Source organism: Bacteroidales bacterium, from assembly GCA_014860585.1.
In the GTDB taxonomy this organism is placed as follows: domain Bacteria; phylum Bacteroidota; class Bacteroidia; order Bacteroidales; family 4484-276; genus RZYY01.
The window spans coordinates 12,885-34,499 of sequence record JACZJL010000007.1 but is presented as its reverse complement, the minus strand read 5'-3'; the positions used below and the strand labels follow the sequence as shown (position 1 = coordinate 34,499).

14 protein-coding genes are annotated in these 21,615 nt (G+C 42.1%); 6 read left to right on the top strand and 8 right to left on the bottom strand.

What is annotated here, in order from left to right; translation table 11 throughout:
- Nucleotides 1–13: 13 nt before the first annotated feature.
- The 6 genes from IH598_00660 to IH598_00635 form a co-directional block, all read right to left on the bottom strand.
- Entirely contained in the window at nt 14–928 is a 915-nt protein-coding gene (locus IH598_00660; protein ID MBE0637013.1) for a hypothetical protein, read from the bottom strand.
- Nucleotides 912–2,012 (bottom strand): hypothetical protein, encoded by a 1,101-nt coding sequence (locus IH598_00655; protein MBE0637012.1) that lies wholly within the window; start codon nt 2,010–2,012, stop codon nt 912–914. Before IH598_00655 ends, IH598_00660 begins: the two co-directional genes overlap by 17 nt.
- A 173-nt stretch (nt 2,013–2,185) precedes the next feature.
- A complete protein-coding gene (locus tag IH598_00650) occupies nt 2,186–2,668 on the bottom strand; it encodes a hypothetical protein (GenBank protein ID MBE0637011.1) in 483 nt (160 codons plus the stop codon).
- A 251-nt stretch (nt 2,669–2,919) separates the two neighbouring features.
- Nucleotides 2,920–3,537, bottom strand: a complete 618-nt coding sequence (locus IH598_00645) for a hypothetical protein (GenBank protein MBE0637010.1) — start codon at nt 3,535–3,537, stop codon at nt 2,920–2,922.
- 228 nt (nt 3,538–3,765) lie between these two features.
- Nucleotides 3,766–4,773, bottom strand: a complete 1,008-nt coding sequence (locus IH598_00640) for a hypothetical protein (GenBank protein MBE0637009.1) — start codon at nt 4,771–4,773, stop codon at nt 3,766–3,768.
- A gap of 35 nt (nt 4,774–4,808) precedes the next feature.
- Entirely contained in the window at nt 4,809–5,507 is a 699-nt protein-coding gene (locus tag IH598_00635; GenBank protein MBE0637008.1) for a hypothetical protein, read from the bottom strand.
- 185 nt (nt 5,508–5,692) lie between these two features.
- Here IH598_00635 and IH598_00630 point away from each other — a divergent pair, with 185 nt between their 5' ends.
- From IH598_00630 to IH598_00620, 3 genes are all read left to right on the top strand, one after another.
- On the top strand, nt 5,693–6,358 hold the full coding sequence (locus IH598_00630; protein ID MBE0637007.1) for a TatD family hydrolase: 666 nt from the start codon (nt 5,693–5,695) through the stop codon (nt 6,356–6,358).
- Complete coding sequence (locus tag IH598_00625) at nt 6,355–7,083, top strand: tRNA threonylcarbamoyladenosine dehydratase (protein ID MBE0637006.1); 729 nt, start codon at nt 6,355–6,357, stop codon at nt 7,081–7,083. Before IH598_00630 ends, IH598_00625 begins: the two co-directional genes overlap by 4 nt.
- 136 nt (nt 7,084–7,219) lie before the next feature.
- Nucleotides 7,220–8,260, top strand: a complete 1,041-nt coding sequence (locus tag IH598_00620) for a DUF1016 family protein (protein MBE0637005.1) — start codon at nt 7,220–7,222, stop codon at nt 8,258–8,260.
- Nucleotides 8,261–8,636: 376 nt separating this feature from the next.
- Here the strand turns inward: IH598_00620 and IH598_00615 are convergent, their stop codons facing one another.
- Together IH598_00615 and IH598_00610 are read right to left on the bottom strand one after the other, a co-directional pair.
- Entirely contained in the window at nt 8,637–9,344 is a 708-nt protein-coding gene (locus IH598_00615) for a CBS domain-containing protein (protein ID MBE0637004.1), read from the bottom strand.
- 34 nt (nt 9,345–9,378) lie between these two features.
- The gene (locus tag IH598_00610; protein ID MBE0637003.1) at nt 9,379–11,049 is read right to left on the bottom strand and encodes a T9SS type A sorting domain-containing protein; all 1,671 of its coding nucleotides are present in this window, start codon (nt 11,047–11,049) and stop codon (nt 9,379–9,381) included.
- A gap of 112 nt (nt 11,050–11,161) precedes the next feature.
- Between IH598_00610 and IH598_00605 the strand changes: the two genes are divergently transcribed.
- The 3 genes from IH598_00605 (at nt 11,162) to IH598_00595 (ending at nt 21,439) form a co-directional block, all read left to right on the top strand.
- Complete coding sequence (locus IH598_00605; protein MBE0637002.1) at nt 11,162–13,090, top strand: tetratricopeptide repeat protein; 1,929 nt, start codon at nt 11,162–11,164, stop codon at nt 13,088–13,090.
- Nucleotides 13,091–13,292: 202 nt separating this feature from the next.
- Nucleotides 13,293–13,622, top strand: a complete 330-nt coding sequence (locus IH598_00600; protein ID MBE0637001.1) for an acylphosphatase — start codon at nt 13,293–13,295, stop codon at nt 13,620–13,622.
- 56 nt (nt 13,623–13,678) lie between these two features.
- Nucleotides 13,679–21,439, top strand: a complete 7,761-nt coding sequence (locus tag IH598_00595) for a T9SS type A sorting domain-containing protein (protein ID MBE0637000.1) — start codon at nt 13,679–13,681, stop codon at nt 21,437–21,439.
- The last annotated feature ends 176 nt before the right edge of the window (nt 21,440–21,615 follow it).

Sequence of the window (21,615 nt, the reverse complement as noted above, 5' to 3'; positions counted from 1 at the left end):
TAGCAAAACGTGCTTATTCGGGTTTGGGTAACACCCAAAATATTCCACCTGAAATGAAGGCGTTGACATCATCATATAAACTAAAATATTTGATTCCCAATGACAAATTCACTATTGAAGTGTCTTTTGATAAAGTAAATTCTTTGTTTGGACTTTCTAAATTGGAATTTGAATAGATTCTTATTTTAATTTTCCGATTTGTCGAATTAATTATTCTCACTCCTTCATTTTGCCAATAAACACGATTCGCAATTCCTCCGACAAGACTTTTATCAATATCACTTTTGCCTGCACCAGATGCACGTTCCGGTCCCTTGATTATTTGGTCTGTATTCGCATTGATCTTAGGAACGTAATCTCCCGATACAAGAGAATTGGTTAACACATCAAATTTAGTTTCAATCTCGTTTTTCTTGGAATTCAATTCTACAATCTCCGAATTTTGTGAGGAAATTATACTATCTTTGTCAACGACCATATAAGCGTATGCTTTTATTGAATCCTCGAACTGCTTCCTAACTTCCACGATCTCTATCTGGTTATCATCTGAAGGAACTTCATTAGTTGAAGGTAATTCAGTTAGTCTTTTTTCATTCAGCAGATAACCTGAACCTCCTCCGATAAGAAATAATATTGGAAGCAGCACAGCAGCATAGCGCAAAACCAAACGCAATGGGATAACTTTGCCTGATTCACGTGCATTAGGAGAATCGTTTTTATCATCAGGCTTTGTTGCAGGGATGGAAGCGTTTTTCCACTCCTCATGCAGCCGTCTGTTTTCCTGTGCAACCAATCTGAGCTGGTGCACCAGTGCAGAACACTCGTCGCATCCGGCCAGGTGCTCCTGGATTTCAAATTCCTTGTCTTCGTCCAATTGAAAAAGGACGTACTTTTGAAGGAGTTTAATGTTATTATGAATTGTATTCATGATTAATTTTGTGTTGAATATCAAATACTACGGAAAAACAACTTTTAAGGGTGTCATTGAATTTTATTTCGTTGACAAAATGATTATCAATATCTTCGGTTGAGATCATTTCTTTACGATACAGAAAATCAAAATTCTCTTCGCCAATAACCCTGATCAGCTTTTCATCAGGCGTACCATGCATAGTTTTATGATAACGGAAAAGCCCAATGGCGGGTATAGCTGTATAGCGAGATCTTATTTGGCGAAGATTTTCGTTAAGTTTTTTCTTATCTTCATAGGTTAAAAACCAATCCCTGATCTGAGGTAATTCGAAGTCTTCATCATTGATTACTTCTGCGATGATTTTATCATATACCTTTGTATCATCCTTATCCTTAGCCATAGCTTTGGATTTGTGATGATAAAGATCAACTTCACGGTAAAGGAAAAGTACTATCTGTTTTGTACGTTTATCTACCTTGCTGCCAAAAGGGCAAAAATCGTCAATAATGGTTTTAAATATTTCCGGATCAGCCAGGGATGATGTCAGTTTTATTAATGCTGCCTCCAATCTAATGTCCCATAATGCTGGTTTCGCAGTGTCTTCTGCTTTCAGTTTGTCTGCAAGATTTTCGTTGAGCGGAATTTCAACTTTTTCATTTTTATGCCATACTTGATAAAAAAGATCAGCAATCCTCCCGTAAAGGTACTTTTTGAAAAAATAGTAAGGGTCGTAATGGGTAAAATCTGATTCAACAATGAACTCTTTCTCCAAAATAGATAACCTAATTTCTCCAATAATGTCTTCTAAATCCTTAATGTCTTCTAAATCCTTTTTGTCCAACGGAGGGCCTTTTTTCGAAAGGTTCTCATTATCAACCATCGTCTCTATTATTGATTCGATGATTTTCCAATCTTTATTGCTAACATTACCGTTTTCAAGCGAAACAATGGTTTTTTTGAACTCTGGGAAGAACTCTGCTTCACAATACTTAGCGCGAGAAAAATAACGGAAGTCTTCTTCAAATAGCTTAGTGCTAATGTCAATTTCCTGCACACTTTTCCTTAAACAAAGGCTGTAATCCATCAGTTCATCAATCATCTCCGATGAATTTTTGCAGAAAATATGGATCTCATTGGCAAATGTTTTCTCCGGTTGCATCCCGTCAAAGTATTTTGAAAGCTTACCCTGCCATTCCTTCAGGTTACTTTTGATCCAATTCCGGTATTCAATCGTGCATTGATTAATATCTGGCATTTCAGTAGTGTTAAAGATTAATTTATCGAAAACTCTTTTTTAACTGCTTCATTAAACGAAGCTATTCTATCGTGGAATAGTGCTGAAAGTGAATCATTGAGATGATTTTTAACAATGTCACTAATGAATGATCCAAACCATTTTGAATTGAACGAATTTCCATGTAACCCGAAGTCATTCTTCAACTCTACTTGAATTAAGTCGTCATAAATCTTTTCGAGCGAGCGTTTGAGGATTCTTTCAATCTGATCAAGATTAAAAGTAGCTCTTTCATTATGGAAAATAGGCAACACTTTTCTCCATTTTTCGCAATCATCCTGCTCAATGAGTCTTATGCGAAAAAGCATTCCTTCGTCACTACAGGCTTTATTAAATGATTGAGAAAAATTGGTTTGAATCAAAATGGATAGTTCCTGTTTTGCCTTTTCAATTTTTCCTGGGTCAGTGTTATCTGCTATCAGAGATTGAATGATTTGTTTAAATTTCACAGCATTTTTCATAGCATTGAACATTTTGGTTAGGCAAAGATAAAAAATCTTTCCAACAACAATGGTAAATTTGTTCTTGATGTGCCAATACCTTTCAACACTTTTTTTAATGGATCCACTCCTTTCAAATTCGGAATGCAGAATGTTTAATTCGGGGCATGAATCAAATAATGATGATAACCTATTCATAATTAATGTTTTAACTATTATCATAAAAAATCCGGCCTGACATTCAAGCCGGATTCTGCGCAAAATCTTCAGTCTTATCTCCAAAAGGGGGTGGTTTCAATATTTTCAGTATCTGGAGTTTCGCCATCTTCCTCCCACCAATCTTCAGCAGGTTCATCATCATTCATTAGGCTGTAGAGCATAAGAAGTCGAACAAGATCGTTCATGCTATCATCATAATAGTCATACTCGCCTTCATACCCTGAAAAGGCAAGACTGGAAAGGTCAGGATTGATAAATCTACACTTTCCATCACTATTCATTGTTACAGCAATGATGTTTTTATCTCTTTTCGAATTTTTAAAATATTGCAAAGCAATACCGTTATCATCGTACTCAAGATAAATTACCGGAGTGATTGGCTTTAGTCCTTTTGAGATTGACTTTAAATTGGTAATGTCAGCCTTACAACCTTGTCCCGCACTAAATTTGCCGGCAGGAAGGCTACGTGTAATTAATTCACCAACGGAATTTGTTAAAACATCACTTTCTGTAAGCAGCAAGTGATATTGAAAAATGCTGTCAGTGTTTGGAGTGTCACACAGCAATTCTGAAAAATCGAGTGATTCTTCCTTTGCATTTGATTGTGCATTTGCATAACCACATCCAGCGATGCTCGCTATTACCAGGATGATTTGAATAAATGTTTTCATTGTCGTAAAATTTTAAGTTTAACATCATAACATAAAAGGGATATACTGGCTGGTTGTGACAGTTGTTTGTAGCAGTGCTTTAATAATCCCTGAAGAACCAAGTTCGATGGACTTACTTTTAATTAGTTTGCCAATGGCTATCATTTTCAGATTGTAACCGATTAAAGAAAAACAAGGGCTCATAATGGAACCCTTGTAAGAAATTTGATTAATCAATTGAGCGTCAGTTTACCATCCCTTAATGGTGAAAGAAAGAGAAAAGACATGTGATAGGTTAACTAAATAGCTAGGTCGCCATCCAGAATCAAGCGTTCTGTCCTCCACTACTCCTCCGATATTTTTTCTAAATCCCCCATTTTCAAAACATTCCAAAGCCTCATTATAGTTATCAATTTCATTGAAAGAACCTGCTTTTTCAAATTTGTTTTTTGGTTGTTTCGGGGTGTTGTACCAGCAAATTTTGTAACCGATGGTTAAATTTCTGTACCTGACTGAAATGGGCAAATCTGTATGCATTCCGTAATTAAAATTGTAGCCTAATCCTATTCCAATATCCGTACTAAATTGATTGCTACCTAGTCCAACTGAACTGCTGGCCCCAAACTCGTAATTGCTCAAATCCGGATCAACTGACCCACTTAATGATAAACTAAAGCCTAACCCATAATCAGGGTATGCTCCAAAGGTTACGCTAATACCATAAGCATCGAGGTTATTATGTTCAAAATCATCACTTTGATAGCGATTAAGTAATAGACCCAGTTGCATGTAGAAAATATCAGATTCATTGGTTTTTCTTCTCTCTTCTTTTGCCTCCTTTGAATTTAGGATTTTTGCCTGCGTGCAATCATATGTTGTAAATTCAGCAGCCACGTTTCCAGCCTTTGAAACCTGACACAATACCCATACTGTTATCATGTCATTTTGTTCTTTAAAGTACTCGCACACAATATAAACCTGTGTCTTAATGGGATTTTTGTTCCCCAAAAGGATGGATTGGCGTATATCTGCAAGTTTAAATTCCATTCCGAGTCTCATTGCTGCATCAGCATAGACTGATGTAATGGCATCTATTCTGGCTTCTTTGTGGCTTTTACCCCTATCAGAACCCATTCCAACGGAATAGTAATAAGAGTCATTTGCAGCTTCAGGAAGTTTTCCAAAAACCCATTCAGGTTGTGAGTAACCTGAATGAGCTATAGCAATGAGACAAATAATGTAAATTATTGTTTTCATCTCTTTATTGTTTTTTGTATTAGTTCAAATCTTAACTACGGATTTTGTTTGTCAATAGGTTGTTCACTTTGTTTTTCAAGTTCCTCATTCATCCATTTGAAAAAACGATCTTCGTTGTAATCAACTTCCATAGCTTTAAGTCTTGAAGCTACTTTTGAGTTGACATCTTCTTTGCGAACTCGTAAAACAGTAAAAGTCATGTATGCGCTGCTTGTAAGTTGCATAAATTCACGGCAATAAGTAAAACTGTACTGGTTAATCGCTGATGCTGCAGCAGACTCTGCCCCCATCTCAATTTTTGACATGTCTCTTTTTTTGCCATCTGGTACATGAGTGTCATTGAAATATTGCCTCAAACCGTTTTTAAATGCACCCATGTATTTGTTTAATAATTCAGCCTTTGCAGAAGCAAAAGAGCCTGTTTTTGAGTCGTCGAGATCCATTTTTTCACTTATTCCTAATCCAACTAAAAACTCTTCAGTGTCTAATGACTCCTTTTGACATGGAATATAAATACTTATACTTCCAGGAATTGAGTTAGGTGGAGGAGGAGTTGGTAAATTAAAATTTCCACCCGACCCAGAATCATCCGATCTTGTCTGTGAGACACCATAATTCCCATCCGACCCGGAACGATCTGATCTTGTCTCCCTGACACTTTTACCTGGGTTACATGAAACAATCACAAACATTAAGATGCTTGCGATAACCGAATAGAAAATGAACTTTTTCATAATTTGATAAATTTGAAATTAGTAATTGAAGAACTATCATAAAATAAGAAAGAAAATATGTGTATCCGTGACAGTTCACTTTGCAATTTAAAGCTGATACTTTTTTGAATTTCTCCTGTAAATAGATTTTCATCGGTCTGTGTGTAAGTCGGCAGTTTCATGTAAATTTGCCGCAAAAAGCGGCTATGGGGTTGACTTACATTGATATTCATACACACCAACCGGAATTAAGAGCCGGGGTTGTTGCTATTTTAAATCTTCTTGCAGGAAAAACGGTTAGCAATCAACCCGCTGACGATCAATTATTTTCTGTTGGTCTGCATCCCTGGCACATCGAAGAAGCAAAACTGGAAGAACATTTTTCCGACATTGAAGGTCTTGCAAAAAAAAAGAACTGCCTGGCTATAGGAGAGACCGGCCTCGACCGCCTGATCAACGTATCAATGACTTTACAAAAAGCAGTTTTTGAGCGTCACATAAAAATTGCCGCCAATCTCAGTAAACCGTTGATCATCCACAATGTGAAAGCACACGCGGAAATCAGTAAAATGATCAAACAAGCCAGATTTGAGATGCCGGTGATCTTTCACGGGTTTAACAACAACCGCCAGAATGCAGGTGAACTGCTGAAAAACGGCTTCTTCCTTTCGTTTGGGAAAGCCCTACTAAACCCGAAATCAAACGCTGCACAAATCTTAGGAACTTTTCCCGCTGATAGGTTTTTTCTGGAAACCGATGATTCGGAAATCGACATTGAACCTATTTTCGAAAAGGCAGCCCACCTCAGAAATATCGACACTAATAACTTGAAAACATTGATTGCCAATAATTTTAAACACTGCTTCGGATGATAGAAAGCCAAATTCAGCCGTGGATGAGCCGTACGGAACTGTTGCTGGGAGAAGAAAAACTCAGTAAACTGATCCGGTCAAATGTGCTCGTAGCCGGACTTGGCGGGGTAGGCGCCTATGCTGCCGAACAACTTTGCCGGGCAGGCATCGGAAAAATGACCATTGTTGATGGCGATATCATTACCGAAAGCAACAAAAACCGGCAGTTGCCGGCACTGGGCAATACCATAGGCCTTCGCAAAGCAGAAGTGATGGCGCAGCGGCTGCTCGATATCAATCCTAAACTGGAATTGATCGCCATTGATGATTACCTGAAAAACGAAAAAATTGACGAACTCCTCTCCTCCCCTTTCGATTACGTGGTGGATGCCATCGATACCCCCTCTCCAAAACTTTTTTTCATTATCAGATGCCTCGAAAAGAAATTACCACTGGTGAGTTCGATGGGTTCCGGAGGTAAACTTGACCCTCTGCTTGTTTCCACAGGAGACATTTCTGAGTCGCACGGTTGCCGGCTGGCACATATCATCCGGAAACGATTACACAAACGTGGAATCCGATCGGGTTTCAAAGTGGTTTTTTCGCCGGAAGCGATTGACAAAGATCGCCTCGTAATTGGTGGAAGTGTTGAAAATAAAAAATCAACTGTCGGCACCATCTCCTATATGCCTGCCATTTTCGGATGCTTTTGCGCTTCAGTGGTGATCAGGGGAATAATTGAATGATCTAACTGTGTTTTTCTAAAGATAAAAAGAATTTAACTGCCAGGTTTGAACATAAGCCATCAAAACTTCATCATTCCTGTTATGGGTGAATACTTCCTGTCATTTTTCCTATATTTGCATTTAGAACATATTCCATATGGGAAAAATAGAAAGCATGAATAACGCTCTCTTCTCCGACATTTGCCGTTTGATTGAAGAAGCAAGAACGCAAGTTGCGCTGACTGCCAACAAAGTTATGACGCTACTTTATTGGAAAATTGGCAACAGAATTAACACCGAACTACTTGCAGGCAAGCGAGCTGCCTACGGTGAAAAAATTGTGTCGGAGCTGGCGGCACAATTGCAGCAAACCTATGGTAAAAAAGGGTTTGAAACACGCAACATCAGGCGAATGATGCAGTTTGCAGGACAATTCTCCGATCTTGAAATTGTGTCGGAACTGGCGACACAATTGAGTTGGTCGCATTTTATTGAGCTACTCGTACTCAAAGACGGTCTCCAGCGGATGTTTTATACAAGGATGTGCGTTTATGAGCGATGGAGCACTAAAATACTCCGCACAAAAATAGATGGAATGTTGTTTGAAAGAACGGCGATTAGCGAAAAACCAGAACTAGTCATTCAGCAGGAAATTGGCAAACTGGCCTCAGGTGAAGCCTTTTCACCCGATCTTATATTTAAAAATCCCTATTTCCTCGAATTCACCGGCCTAAGAGGAATGTACAGTGAGAAAAGCCTTGAAGACTGTCTGGTTACATCACTTGAGCAGTTCATCATGGAGTTAGGAGCAGGTTTTACATTTGTCGAACGGCAAAAGCGTATGATCATTGATGATGAAGATCATTACCTCGATTTGCTGTTTTATCACCGAAAGCTAAAACGATTGATTGCCATTGAACTGAAAATTGACCGTTTCAGAGCTGCTTACAAAGGACAAATGGAGTTATACTTGCGCTGGCTCGACAAATACGAAAAACAAAAAGGAGAAGAAACTCCACTGGGACTAATTCTATGTGCAGAAGGAGGTTATGAACAAATCGAGCTATTACAACTCAAAAATTCAGGAATAAATGTAGCCAAATACCTCACCGAACTGCCCGATAAAAACATACTCAGGGAACATCTTACAAAAGCGCTTAGAGATAACCGATTACGATGGGAAGGTCGTCACCAATAACATACGATTTAACCTAATCTCTTGAATCCAGTGATAAAAATCAGTTTAAAATGTTTTGGTAAATGCTACAAAAGCTAAATAGTGCTTGCCAGAAAACTCTTAATGTTGAAAATCCTTGTTTGCCCCCATCCCTCCCGAAGTCTCGGGATAAATTCCGGGAGCAATGATTTTCATCGATTTACTACCTTTTCCCATAGGGATCCTCCAAAGGTTCAATGAACTCCTTTGGAGAGTCCTTCGGACCTGTGGGAAGGGCGGGGTAAATAAATCGTTGAAAATCACATTCAAGGGGTTTTCTGGCAAGCACTAAATAACATTTCTGGCGGATTTTGCGCTTCGATTGTAATCAGGGACTTAATAGCATAAAGAGGTGAAGCTATTCTGCAATAATGTATTGAGCAATATCCTTTAACACGATGATTCCGGTCATTTTTTCTTCTTTTCTCCCTTTTTCGGTGATGATCAATGCATCATAATAGCGGTTCTTTGGTTCCTCTTTGTAAGAATTCCTGAACATTTCGGCTGCATCAAACACTGAAAGGTACCGCGGGATCAATCTGAAATTGCGACGGTATTCGGCATCCTCAAGCACTTCAAGAATAGTGGTTTCTTCGGTCGAAACCAGGATTTGCTTTGCCAGCCACCAGGTGATATGGTTACCGTTCAGCACATCAATGATTTCTCCATTCTGCAGGACGGGGATCAGCGTGATCTTATGTTTCAGCATGATGTTTAAAGCCTTTTCCAGCTTATCATCGGCAAAACAATAGAGTACTTTTTTTTCGAAAATGGTAACTTTTTCAGGATGTTCGATCGTGTGCCAGATGTATTCAAACAATCCGACAATTTCATCGGCCGGCTCGGCAATGGTTCGCCCTTCGTACCGATCGTTATGAACAATCACGTTGCGCAGGTCGCCGATGATGAACAAATCTTCCTGAAACCTGCGATACAGTGCATCTTTGTTGGCGGCAGTTTTTACCAGCATCCTGAAAGGACCGTGACTGCCGTTGTTGTAATGGTATTGCAGGTGGCGCTCCATTGCATTGAAAGTGGTTAAAAACCGGTCGGCATTTTTCCCCATGGTTATTTATTTTTAGGTTAGATAGTAAACTTGCTCAATGAATAATTAATTTCATGAACCCAAGGCTCTCACCCTGACACTCCACTTCAACCGAATAAAATCCCCTGCCTGTCTGTTTAATATTCAGCTGTTCAGTTGATGTTTCAAACGATGCTTGAAAAATCATTTTTCCCCAAATATCGTAGACTTTGAGGTTCTTAACTCCGTGAATTGCATTTTTCAAACTAATTGTAAAATCTGAATGGGCAGGATTTGGATAAATATCGAATGAAGGCTCACGCTCAATGTATTGACCGTTTCCAGTCGGGATGTTGGTATTGTAAAAAATGTAATTCCCTTTCTGGCTGTCCCAGTTGGTGATTACGATGTCGGGATCGTGGCTGATTTCGTAAACTACCATGATCACATCAGCAGGGATCAGCTTTTGGGTAAAAGAAATCCAGTTTTTATTGGGGACATAGCAATAATGAGTTGATGGCAATAATTCTCCGTTCTTATAAATCTCGAGCACATTTTCAACCAACTGATGTTGCAACCGGATGGCGTTGGATTGGTCGGGTCTGCCCGAAATTGTTTCAACCTTGGTATAAACCGATTCCCGCCCCAGGTCGGCCAGTTGGATGGCTTCAACCACCGAATTTGTCGAAGAAGTATAAGCCACTGTATTTTCAAAGGAAGTCCCTGTTCCACGAATGATCCGCATTGGCAGCCACCAGCCGCCATAAATTAAGTCAAGGTCGCCATCCGCAGTTACATCAGCCAAGATGACACCCGATCCATACCCAACCGGAGGGGAAACCCATGATGCACTGCTGTTTACAGGAACTCCGGCAGAAAAATCATAAAACCTCACTTTCCCGTCGCCACCCAGCTGGTTATTGCCGGTGGTTACAAATCCCGGAACATCGTTTTCTCCAAAAAAGCCGATGTCGATTGAATTATTGAATGTGACTGCTTCGGCTGATTGCCATGAAGGGGCATTGCTGATTAGCCCGAGATCATCAGAAAGATACATCGCGTTGGGGTATTGATTCCCGATAAAGACTAAATCGAGGAAACCGTTACTGTCCATATCCCCGAACTCCACATCCATAAAACCGGCAAGGCTGGCTGTTTCCCAATCGGCTGTAGTGTTAAACTGCCCGTCGTTGTTGAAGAAGATTTTTCCTTTATCCCAGATACTTCCGTAAGATTCGCTGGTGGCTGCTGCCAGGTCAAGCCAGCCATCGCCGTTGGCATCGCCCAGTGCGCAACTGAACGTATAAAACTCCACAGATTCAAAGGATGGCACAGATTCCAGTTCACCCCCATTGTTGTAATAAACTTTCACCCTGCCGGGTTGTGAAAAGCCGGCTTTTCCAATGTAAACCGAAACAGCCACATCCAACCACCCATCTTTGTTGATGTCGCCGACGGCACAATGACCGTGATAATCGGAATCAGCGGAGCTCCATGAGGGGATAAGCGGAAAAGTTCCATCACCACTGTTGTAATACACCACCAGGTTCTGAATGGAGATGTCGTTGCCGTTGGCCACCACGAGGTCTTTCCAACCGTCGCCATTGATGTCGGCCAGGGCAAGTCCGGTAGCAACATGCGACAGTGGCGTGGATTGCCAGTCGGGAGCGAGGTTGAATGGGATTTCCTGTGCTGATGCAATTTGGATGAACAGAAAAAATGAAAGAAAAACTGCTATTCGTTTCATGGCAAAAAGATTTTGGTAAAATTAGGAATTCTGTTTCATTTTGAATTCAAATGTTTACATTTGTCCAAAAAAAGAAAACCTTTACCTGTTCCAGGCATCAAAACCTATTGAAATGAAAGTATTTGTAGCCGTTTTATTTACTTTACTTTTTATTACTGCAATCAAATCTGCAGTTCCTGCAATTCAGACTGGTTCGGTCGAAAATATACCACATGGAGGAGATAGTTCAACTTCCTTACAGGTCAAAGTGAGCATAATTTTCGACAGCCTGGTACGGCAAACTTCAACGCTACCTGATAGAGAAAAGGTTGCCGCTTTGCTGGATTACAGTCGTAATTTCAGCCTGAGCAATCCTTCAGTCAGCCTATTGTTGTCGGAGGAAGCACTTCATATTGCCAGGCGTACTGATGACCCCCTGCTCATTTCAAATGCCCTCAATGGACTGGCCATTCCAAATTATTACCTGGGTAAAAATGAAGTTGCATTGAGTTACATGACCGAAGCGGTTGCCTATTTGCGTCAGGCAATAAACAATGACCCTACCAATCATCTGTTGTTAAAACGTCTTCAGTCGATGTGTTCAAATGCAGGAAACATTTATCAGAACATCGGTGAATTGGAAAAAGCACTCGAAATGCATTTGAATGCATTAAGGATTGTTGATACGCTGGCAATTCTTCAACCGGACAATCCGGGAAATCTTCCGTCAAGAGTGACTACAATTAACAATATCGCTGTCCTATATTGGTATTTAAAACAAACAAACAAAGCAAAAGCCTTGCTCAACGAGGCACTCGCATTAAGTCGCAGTGCCAGTCAACCTGAAATCCTGGTTATTACCCTCAACAACATCGGGCTGATACAGATTGACGAAACCGCTTACCATGAGGCGCTGACAACTTACCTGGAAGCGCTGGAAATTGGAAAATCGTTAAATGACAGTATTGGGATTGGAGGAATTTACAATAACCTGGGGCTAATTTATGAACGCCTTGGAGAACAGCAGCAGTCACTTAATTATTACCTGAAATCGCTACGGATCAGCCTTCGGTTGGGATATACCATTGGGATCGCCAATACCTGTGCCAATTTGGGAAAGATATACATGGATAAAGGAATGCCGGATAGTGCGATCCATTTTTCAGAGAAAGGAATAGAAGCCTCAAAATCATCAGGATTAAAGACCTACCTGCTGAAAAACTATGAAACGCTTGTAAAGGTTTATGAAAAATTGGGAGATTACCCAAAAGCCTTCGATCTCTTCAGTGATTATGTATCGCTCAAAGACAGCATATTTACTGAAGAAAAGTCGAAGCAGATCGCAGATATGGAAACCCGTTACGAGAGCGAAAAAAAGGAACAGGAGAATCAATGGCTACGTCAAAGCATTACATTTCAGAAGCGAACCAAGTTATTACTCTTCGTCAGCATTACAGCATTAATCATTATGGTGATCTTCCTGTCTTACTTCTACCGGTTGAAAAACAAAACACTGAAGCAGAAAACTACACTTTATGAACAGGAAACAAAATTGAGAGCACTTGAACATGCGCGCCTCGAAGATCAGTTGTTTGCCGAGCAGGAGATCAACCGGCTGCAAAACGAAAAGCTGGATCAGAAAAACCGGGAGTTGTCTTCCCGTATATTGCATGTGCTCAACAAGAACGACATCATGAACCGCATTCTTGAAGAAGTTGACCAAATGAAATCAGAGAACCCTCAGGGGGTTGAACAGTGCTTTTCGAAAATAAACAAGCTCGTGAGTGAAAATATACATCTTGATGGGGAGTGGGAGCAATTCAAACTACATTTTGATGAAGTAAACCCCGGTTTTTTCGCCCAACTTCAGGCCAATTTTCAGGACCTAACCGCCGCAGAGCTGAAATTATGTGCTTATTACCGCATTAACCTCGACACCAAGGAAATTGCCCGCATGCTCAGTGTAACTCCTGCCGGCGTTCAAAAAAGTCGCCATCGCCTCCGCAAAAAAATGAATATCCCTTCCGACATGGAAATGCACGAATTCCTGAACCGGTTTTAAGAACTGCTGAAGGCTGAAGGTAATATCTGAGAGAGGATCGAACCGGTTCATAGGGACATCCATCAGATCACAATTCAGCAAACCGGATCCATTTTTTTCACCCTGTCCAACCTTTGTCCAACCCTAAAATTTGCTTTGAGGCGGCTTTATGTTGTACATTTGTCAGGCTCAATCGGGTACATTCACCTTTGGGCAAAATGAAATGAAAACGTCAGTGAATTTTTCCGGGGAAAATCTTCAGGACGCTGCTGTCAAAAAAAGGATCTCAATTTCTCTTTCCGGCAATTTCAGCAGCAAGGTCAACTATGTTTTTCAAATCTACCGGCTTGCTTTAGAAATGCGGATCAACGGATTCGTAAAAAGATCCGGCGCCAATATTATTCTTATTGAAATCGAGGTACAGTCAAATCTGTTGGAAAAATTCCTGCAACAGCTCAAACTCCTCACCGGGGAAAACGAAATTATATTAAGTGTTTCGAAAAATAAGCAATTGCTGAACTATAACGAATTCAGAATTATCAATCTCCGATGATCCAAATATATTCATCGAAATCAAATGAAATTTTCTTAACCAAACAAACTTTAGCTATGAAAACAAAAATGACGAATCAGCCCAAGTTTTTCAGTACAATGCTTAACCTGACATTCATCATTCTTTTACTGGTTGCCATTCCAGGGATAGATGTAAATGCGCAAAATGAAATATCTACTTACACTGCTGCCGGAACTTATGGTTACTACCTACCCGCTAGCGTTACCAAACTCAAAGTTGAGGTTTGGGGCGCAGGAGGAAACGGTGGATCTGTTTCTCTGAGTACGCATATTGATAGGGGAGCCGGCGGAGGGGGCGGAGGAGGTTATTCCAAAAGCATTCTCACCGGGATACCATCAGGTTGGCGAACCGTTACAGTGGGAGCTGGAGGAAAATACACAGGTGAATATGCATCAGATGGAGGCCCATCCTGGTTCCATTCAGCAGCCACGGTATTAGCCTATGGGGGGAAAGGTGTGGCTTTGGGTAGCTTTACAGGAGGGGCAGGCGCGGTAGCCGGAATTGGAAATGTAGTGACATACTCTGGAGGTTCCGGAATGTGGGGATCTGATCAGGGAGATTACCGGGCCGGAGGAGGAGGTTCATCTTCAGGTTCAGGCAGTAATGGTGTCAATGCAGGTTCCCCTCTCCCTTATAATAAGGGAATTGCTCCCTGGGAAGGCGGTGATGGTGGGGATGGAGCTATGACCGCAGGAAATTATGGCTCTAACGCTTCAGCTCCTGGTGGCGGTGGTGGCGGCGGCTGGAGATCCTCCAGTGGTTTTGCCAAAGGTGGTGATGGCGGCGACGGTAAGGTGAAGATAACACACTCAAATTTCAATTTACAATCAACCCAGGCCATTTCGCCACTTTACAACCCGGGTGAAACTTCAACAGTTACCCTTCGTTCCAATTCGGTCGGGCTGCCCTATGGGGAGGTGAATGTATTTTACACATTGTCGGATCATACACCAGGGAATTATAGCACTTCAGCAACGATTACCTACTCCGGGTCAATCAAAGAAATTATTTTTGAAACTGTTCCTATCAGTAAATCTACCACAATAACCATCACGAAAATTGAAACCGATGAAGTAGGCAATGCGTTCAGTGCAAACCATACCGCACAGATTACACTTTTACTCCCTCCCCAGGGAAGCCTTCAAGGAAACAGCATCTGTGAAGGAGAAACAGGTCAGCTTACCTTTACAGCAACAGAAGGAAGCAACCCGTTTACTTTAATTATTAATGGCGTTACTTATACAGACATACAAAGCGGCATAGCCTTTAATGCCGTTCCCAATCCCACAGTTACCACAAATTACACCCTGACTTCAATTACCGACGGAAACAACCTGATACGTACAACAGACATCACCGACCCGGACGCTACCATTACCAGGAATTATGACCTGATTTATCGCACAAAATCAGACGGGAACTGGACAGATAAAAATATCTGGGAATTTTTTAATGGTGTCGACTGGATTGCGGCTGGAGAATATCCCGGTGAACTGCCCGGTTATTGCTATAATTTCGCCACTGTATTCAATGAAGTTACGGCCGGATCAACCGTCACTTTCGATAATGTATTAGTTGAGTCTGGCGGTAAACTGACAGTTACACCCACACTAACTTTCCATGACCTTGATATACTCAGTGGAGGGGTTTTGATCCTTCAGGGTGAAACCATCATTGAGGGTTCCGGCAATTTCCATCTGCGATCGGGTGCACAGATTCATGTGGGTTCAGCTAACGGGGTTTCAATAAATGATGTAAGCGGCAACATCAGACATGCAGTTCGAGATTACGAAAGTGGCGCACATTTCAAATACTCGGGCGTTACCAGCCAGATAACAGGTGATGGTCCATCACAAAACCAACCTGCCAGTTTAATGATTGACAACCCGGGAAATACCGTCACTTCATCCGTTCCATTGAACATCACCGGGAACCTGAATATTTCCAATGGAACTTATGTATCCGGGAACCACAATCTGAGTGTTGGCGGAGATTGGACCAACAACGGTGATTATGCCTCCGGCGCCGCAACCGTAACACTCAATGGCTCAACCCAGCAAATCATAGAAGGAACATCAGAAACTTCATTTTATAACCTGATTTTGGATAATCCAGGTGGATTTCTTTTGGAGCAAAATATAACCGTTGATCATCAACTAGCGCTGGAAAATGGTGTTGTTACTACCGGAAATCAGGTTTTAACCTTGTTGTCATCCGGCGCCATTACAGCCAGTTCTCCAACTGCCCACATTAATGGTAAGCTGGCGCGGGGATTTGATGCAACGGGGATTAAAATTTTTCCAATTGGAAAAGACGGCTATTATCGGCCGCTTTCTTTTGAATACACGGCACTTGATGCTGCCAGTATTGTTTTGGCAGAACAATTTGAAACCGGCCTGACAGGAACACTTCCCCCAAATACTTCTTTGCTAACAACAAACCGACACTGGGAAGTCACCCAGTCCGGTGCGGTTGACTACAAATATTTCATTACACTTGATGCTACAGGGTATGATCCGGGATCTTACGGTGTGGTCGTATTGAAGAAGCATGAAGCCAATATCACAGCCCATGCGTCAGGACAACCAGAATACACCAATGTGGATGCTTTTGATTCAATGAGCAGTTTCGGCTTGGGAACAGTAAGCCCGACAGTGGTGGAAGTTGATGACAAATCCATTGATTTTGGAACAACTTCTCTTGATTTGACAGCGACCGTAATACCCACACCAAATGGTGGTGTAGTTGATTTTTATGTGGATGATGTTTTTAAAGGAAGTGTCGGAGTAGTAACAAGTACCGGTTTGGCTACACTGAATATCAATCCGGATAATTTCTCTACCGGTAACCACGTCATCAGGGCTGAATTTTCAGGGCATGGTATTATCCCGTCCGGAAGCAGCCATCCATTGCACAATGGAACCCTGGAAGTTCTGCCACCCCTGTTACATGCCTATGTAAGTCCGCAAGGAGGAGGTGCTAAAAATGGGCGAAACTGGGAAAATGCTTTCGACGGAACACAGCTTCAATCGGCAATTCTTCTTCCATATGTAACGGAAATATGGGTTGCAGCAGGTACATATACACCGACCTCATCTCATGAGATATTAAATCCAACCTCGCGTCACAAGCATTTTCGGGTAAAAGAAGGGTTAGCCATTTATGGTGGATTTTACGGAGATGAACCAGAAGATTATAACCTTTCACAACGTAATTTTCAGAATAATGAAACTATTCTGAGCGGCGATCTCGGGGAAGCCGGCAAATGCTATCATGTAGTGATCAGTGGTGATCCTTCCGCCGCTGTCCTACAAAATTCTGTGATTATTGATGGATTCATTATCAGTGATGGTTGTGCTGATCTTGATACAGGAGGAAAAGAAGACGAGGACCTGTTCGGAGTAGCAGGAGCAGGGATGCTGTTGATGGGAGGAGATTATCAAATTGCCAACTGCAGCATAATGAATAATGTGGCTTTCATGGGAGGGGGATTGGCAACTGTTTCCTCCACGCTCACTCTGGATGATTGCTCTTTTAAGTTCAACAATGCAATGGGTGGTGCTGCAATATTTTCAACACTAAGCAATGTGCAAGTTTCAAAAGTGGATTTATCTGGAAACATTGCTGCAGCAGGCGGTTCAGTTCTTAGCATATTTAATTATTCATCTCAGATTGCAGATTGCGGCTTCATTGAAAACACTGCCCTGATCGGGGGTGCAATCCTAAACGTATTGAACGCAGAATTCGCGGAGGATTTTCTCAATTTGATCCTCAATGGTAATGGTAAATCCAACTTTTCTCCACCACCAACGCTACCCGGGGAGTATAACATGGTCCCATCAATTTTCAAAGTGCTTAAAAAATTTTGGCATGATACCCAGATGATCCATAAAAACAAAGTTGATGAATTTAACATAACCATTGCAAATACGATCTTTAGTAACAACCATGCTGAATGGCCGGAGCAGGTAGAACCTGACTTGCTGATGCTGCTTGCAGCAGGAGGCGCTATCGTAAATATTGAAGCCGGAATGGAAATAGAAACCTGTAGTTTTCTTCAAAACAATGCATCATCATTTGGTGGTGCCATCGTAAACGTCTCTGTTTTGGGCATTGAGGAGTTCTTGCCAGACGATAAAAATAACGTATCAGGATTCGAAAAGATCTTTCAAAACAATACGGAAGAATCAAACGGATTCAATCCCGTAAAGTGGGTTGGATACCTCTTCAACCAACCAGTTAAGGTTCAAAAGGAAGATGATTTCCCGACATTATTGATTAAAAATTCTGATTTCACTCAGAACCATACAACGTATGATTTTACTAATGAGTTTATCCAAGAACTGCCTGAGGGAATTGAATTGCCTGAGGATTTTCCTGCTGGCATTTCAGGTGGAGCAATCTTCAATATTATTGCGGAAATGAAAATGGAAGAATGCAAATTCGACAGCAATTCATCATTGCTTGGGGGTGCGGTAACTAACCTGATTGCCTCTCACCTGAATGAAGACAGTGACTTTTTAAACAATAAATCTGTCGTTGGGGGAAGTATATTTTCAATTTTAACTTCACCCGTTTTTAACCGTTGCTTTTTTCAAGATAACACAGCTTGGCTGGCCGGAGGTGGATTGGCAATGATTGCTTCAGGGCTATTGAATGAACAGGTTCCGGCCTCTCTTGCCGAGTGCCGTTTCGAAAATAATCAAACCTTAGGTATTTCCATTGACCTTGCAAGCATTTTACCCGAAGGGAAAAATGATGAAATGCCAATAAATCTTGATCTTGGAGGTGGTGCAATTTTCACATTGCTGAGCAATCTGATGATTACTCAAAGCGAATATTTCGGAAACAAAGGCATGATAGGTGGTGCAATTGGTAGCTTATTAAGTCTTGCTGAAATTGATCACAGTGAATATGAAGGTAACACTGCGCTAATGGGCGGCGCAGTGGCTAATTTGCTGGATATCGCTTTTCTTGAAAACTTTCTTGAAGGAAACATAGAGTTACCTTTTGGCAAGAATCAATATTCAGGCTTGAACTACCTGTTGGGGGAATTGCAGGGGGCATTGACCACAATTAACCAAAATGCTCTTATTATTCGGCTTACAAACCGGCCTGAATTCAAAGACGAAGAGTTGCCAGCATTTAAAATCAAAAACTCGATTGTACAGAATAATCACGCTATCTGGCCTTCTGACTGGGATCAGGAAACTCTGCCGGAACAATTAAATATACTTCGGCTGGGTGGAGGTATCCTGAACCTGGTTTCCAGCCTTAAGACCGAGAATTGTCTTCTAAGCAACAACAGCGCGTTTGCCGGAGGTGCTTGTGCGAATATCATGGGGCATTTCGAATCAATAAACAGCACATTAACAGGTAATTCATCCATTGCCGGGGGTGGAATTGCCAGTGTAGAAAGCACCACTATCCTGGAAAATTCGATTATTTGGGAAAACCAGGTTGAACCATTCCCATTCGGAGAGAAGGATAACGATTTTTACGGCCACCAGATCGCCACGGTCTCCGGAACATTAACCATTGATTTCAGTTGTTTCCCCGATGGTGCAGATGATATCCTGTCAGATGGAAATACAACCTTCAATTTTGGCGATAACAACATCCACCATTATCCCCATTTTGCCAATTCCTGGGAAAAGGATTTCCGCATTGCCGGCTCATCTCCATGTGTTGATAAAGGTTTGAGTGAAGCCAACAATGAGGAATTTGATATTCGTGGAGAAGGGTTCCCGCGCATTATGCCCAAAACCGGAACAAAGGATGATCCGGTGATTGACCTAGGTGCATACGAATACAACTACAACACCGATCCTCTCTATCCTTGCAACAACCCTGCTGTTTCAGGGGAAATTGTAGCAACGGTCACCAACGTCTGCTATGGGGAGATACCCGGAATAATCGCCAGTGTCACCGATGCCGGAACTTACAGTGGGACACTCGAATATCAATGGCAGGCATCAACGGTGAGTCCAACATTCTTCAACATATCCGGGGCGAACGGAAAAGATTTTACACCAGAAACCGGAATTGTATCCGAAACCTGGTTCCGTCGTCTGGCGCGCGTTGAATGCATGAGCGACTGGTCAGGAGCAGCAGTATCCAATGTGGTGAAAATTGCTGTGGAACCTTTGCCGGTTGCCGGAACATTTACGAAGTTCCCTGATGAAATCCTTGTTGTATCAGGCACAACAGTTTCAGCTACATTTACTGAAGGGAGTGGAGGTAATGGAACTGATATACTACGATTCAGAACGCAAACAGGCGGAAGCTGGAGTGATTGGGAAACATATATTTCTGGTATGGAAATCACGCTGGATGTCATTCAGGCTGTGGAAATTCAAACCTGGCGTGAAGCCAGCTATTGCAATGATTCGCAAATCGTCAGTGTCACCTGGACCATTGAATCACCGCCGGTTGGAGGTTCGCTTATAAAAACGCCAATCGAGGAATTTGTTTGCAATGATGATGAGGTTTCTGCCCAACTGATTCCCGGAAGCGGTGGCAATGGTAGCGATGAGTTGCAGATCAGAGTAAAAACAGACGGTGTTTGGACAGACTGGACTGTTTATTTCCCCGAAACACTTTTACCTGTCAATGGCTTCACAGATATTGAAATCAGAACCCGCCGTCTGGCCGGTTACTATGAACCTTCAGCCTGGTTTACAGTGAACTGGAAAGTTGATCTCTACTCTCCGGTTGCCATACCCGTTAACAGTCAAATTGAACTGAACCCGGACGGAACTTACCCTCTTACGCCCGATGATGTGTTAGCTGAATATGATGACAATGAAACCGGCATCGCCTCTGTAAACATCACCCCCGCAACACTAACCTGTATTCATTCGGGCACGATAGTGGAAGTTAAGGTTGTGGTGAGTGATTTATGTGGAAACCAGGCAACGGTTTATTCTCAGGTCACTGTACCTGAAGGCAGCACAATCCTGCCACCCTGGTTCAAATGCGATACCGACCCGGCTGCTGCAGGTACATCAATCTTTGAACCGTGTAACAGTGACGGCACGTTTATGCTCACAGCCACCGGCAAGTCCACCACCCTGAAAGATGTGTATCATTTCGTTTACCGGGATATTTGTGAACCAAAATCTACGGTCATCGCCCGCCTCGATGATGTGAAAAACGGCGGATGGGCCGGTGTGATGATGCGCGAAAACTGCGGACCGGCATCCAGATGCGTCCTGTTCAAAACCAGGCTTTACAATCCCAATGTGATCATTGGTTACCGTACCATCGAAAACAAGGCCATGCGTAACCTCAGCCAGGTAGCGCAGTTGATCCGCTGGATGAAAATCCAACGCAACGGCAGCAACTTCAAGGTGTTGACCTCCTACAACGGAACAACCTGGCAACAGCGGTACAGCGGAACTATTAACATGAACAGTTGCATCCAGGCCGGAATCTTTACCGAGAGTGTGCTGGCTACCCGAACTTCCGTTGCGTGGTTCGACCATGTGGAGGTGGTTGATTTTCTTAAGTCCGGAGATGAATTCGCAGACATAGAAACCATCAAATCCGTTGAAGGACAATTCCGGGTAGATATTTACCCCAACCCGGCTGAAGACCTGGTCACTATTTCGATCCCTGAAAATGAAGAAAAAGTCAATTATTCAATCACTAACCTGGATGGACGGGTGATCGAACAATCCAGTTTTACCGGCAGCGATGCCGTGCTCGATGTGAGCGGATTCAGGCCTGGATTGTATGTAATCAGGATGGAGATTGGAAGAGCGGTTGTGACGAAGAGGATTGTGGTGATGTAATCTGTTGTATCCCTGTCAGTCCCGCACGTGCGGGACTGACAGGTTTTTCAGGCAAAGCTTCGTCTGGACTACTATAGCAAGCTCCGTCCTGCCAGATCAATCCCTGAGTAACGATAGGATCGCTTGAAGCGATGCTATCGGGGGGTTTCTGCTAAAGTGATGTTGATCAATTATCT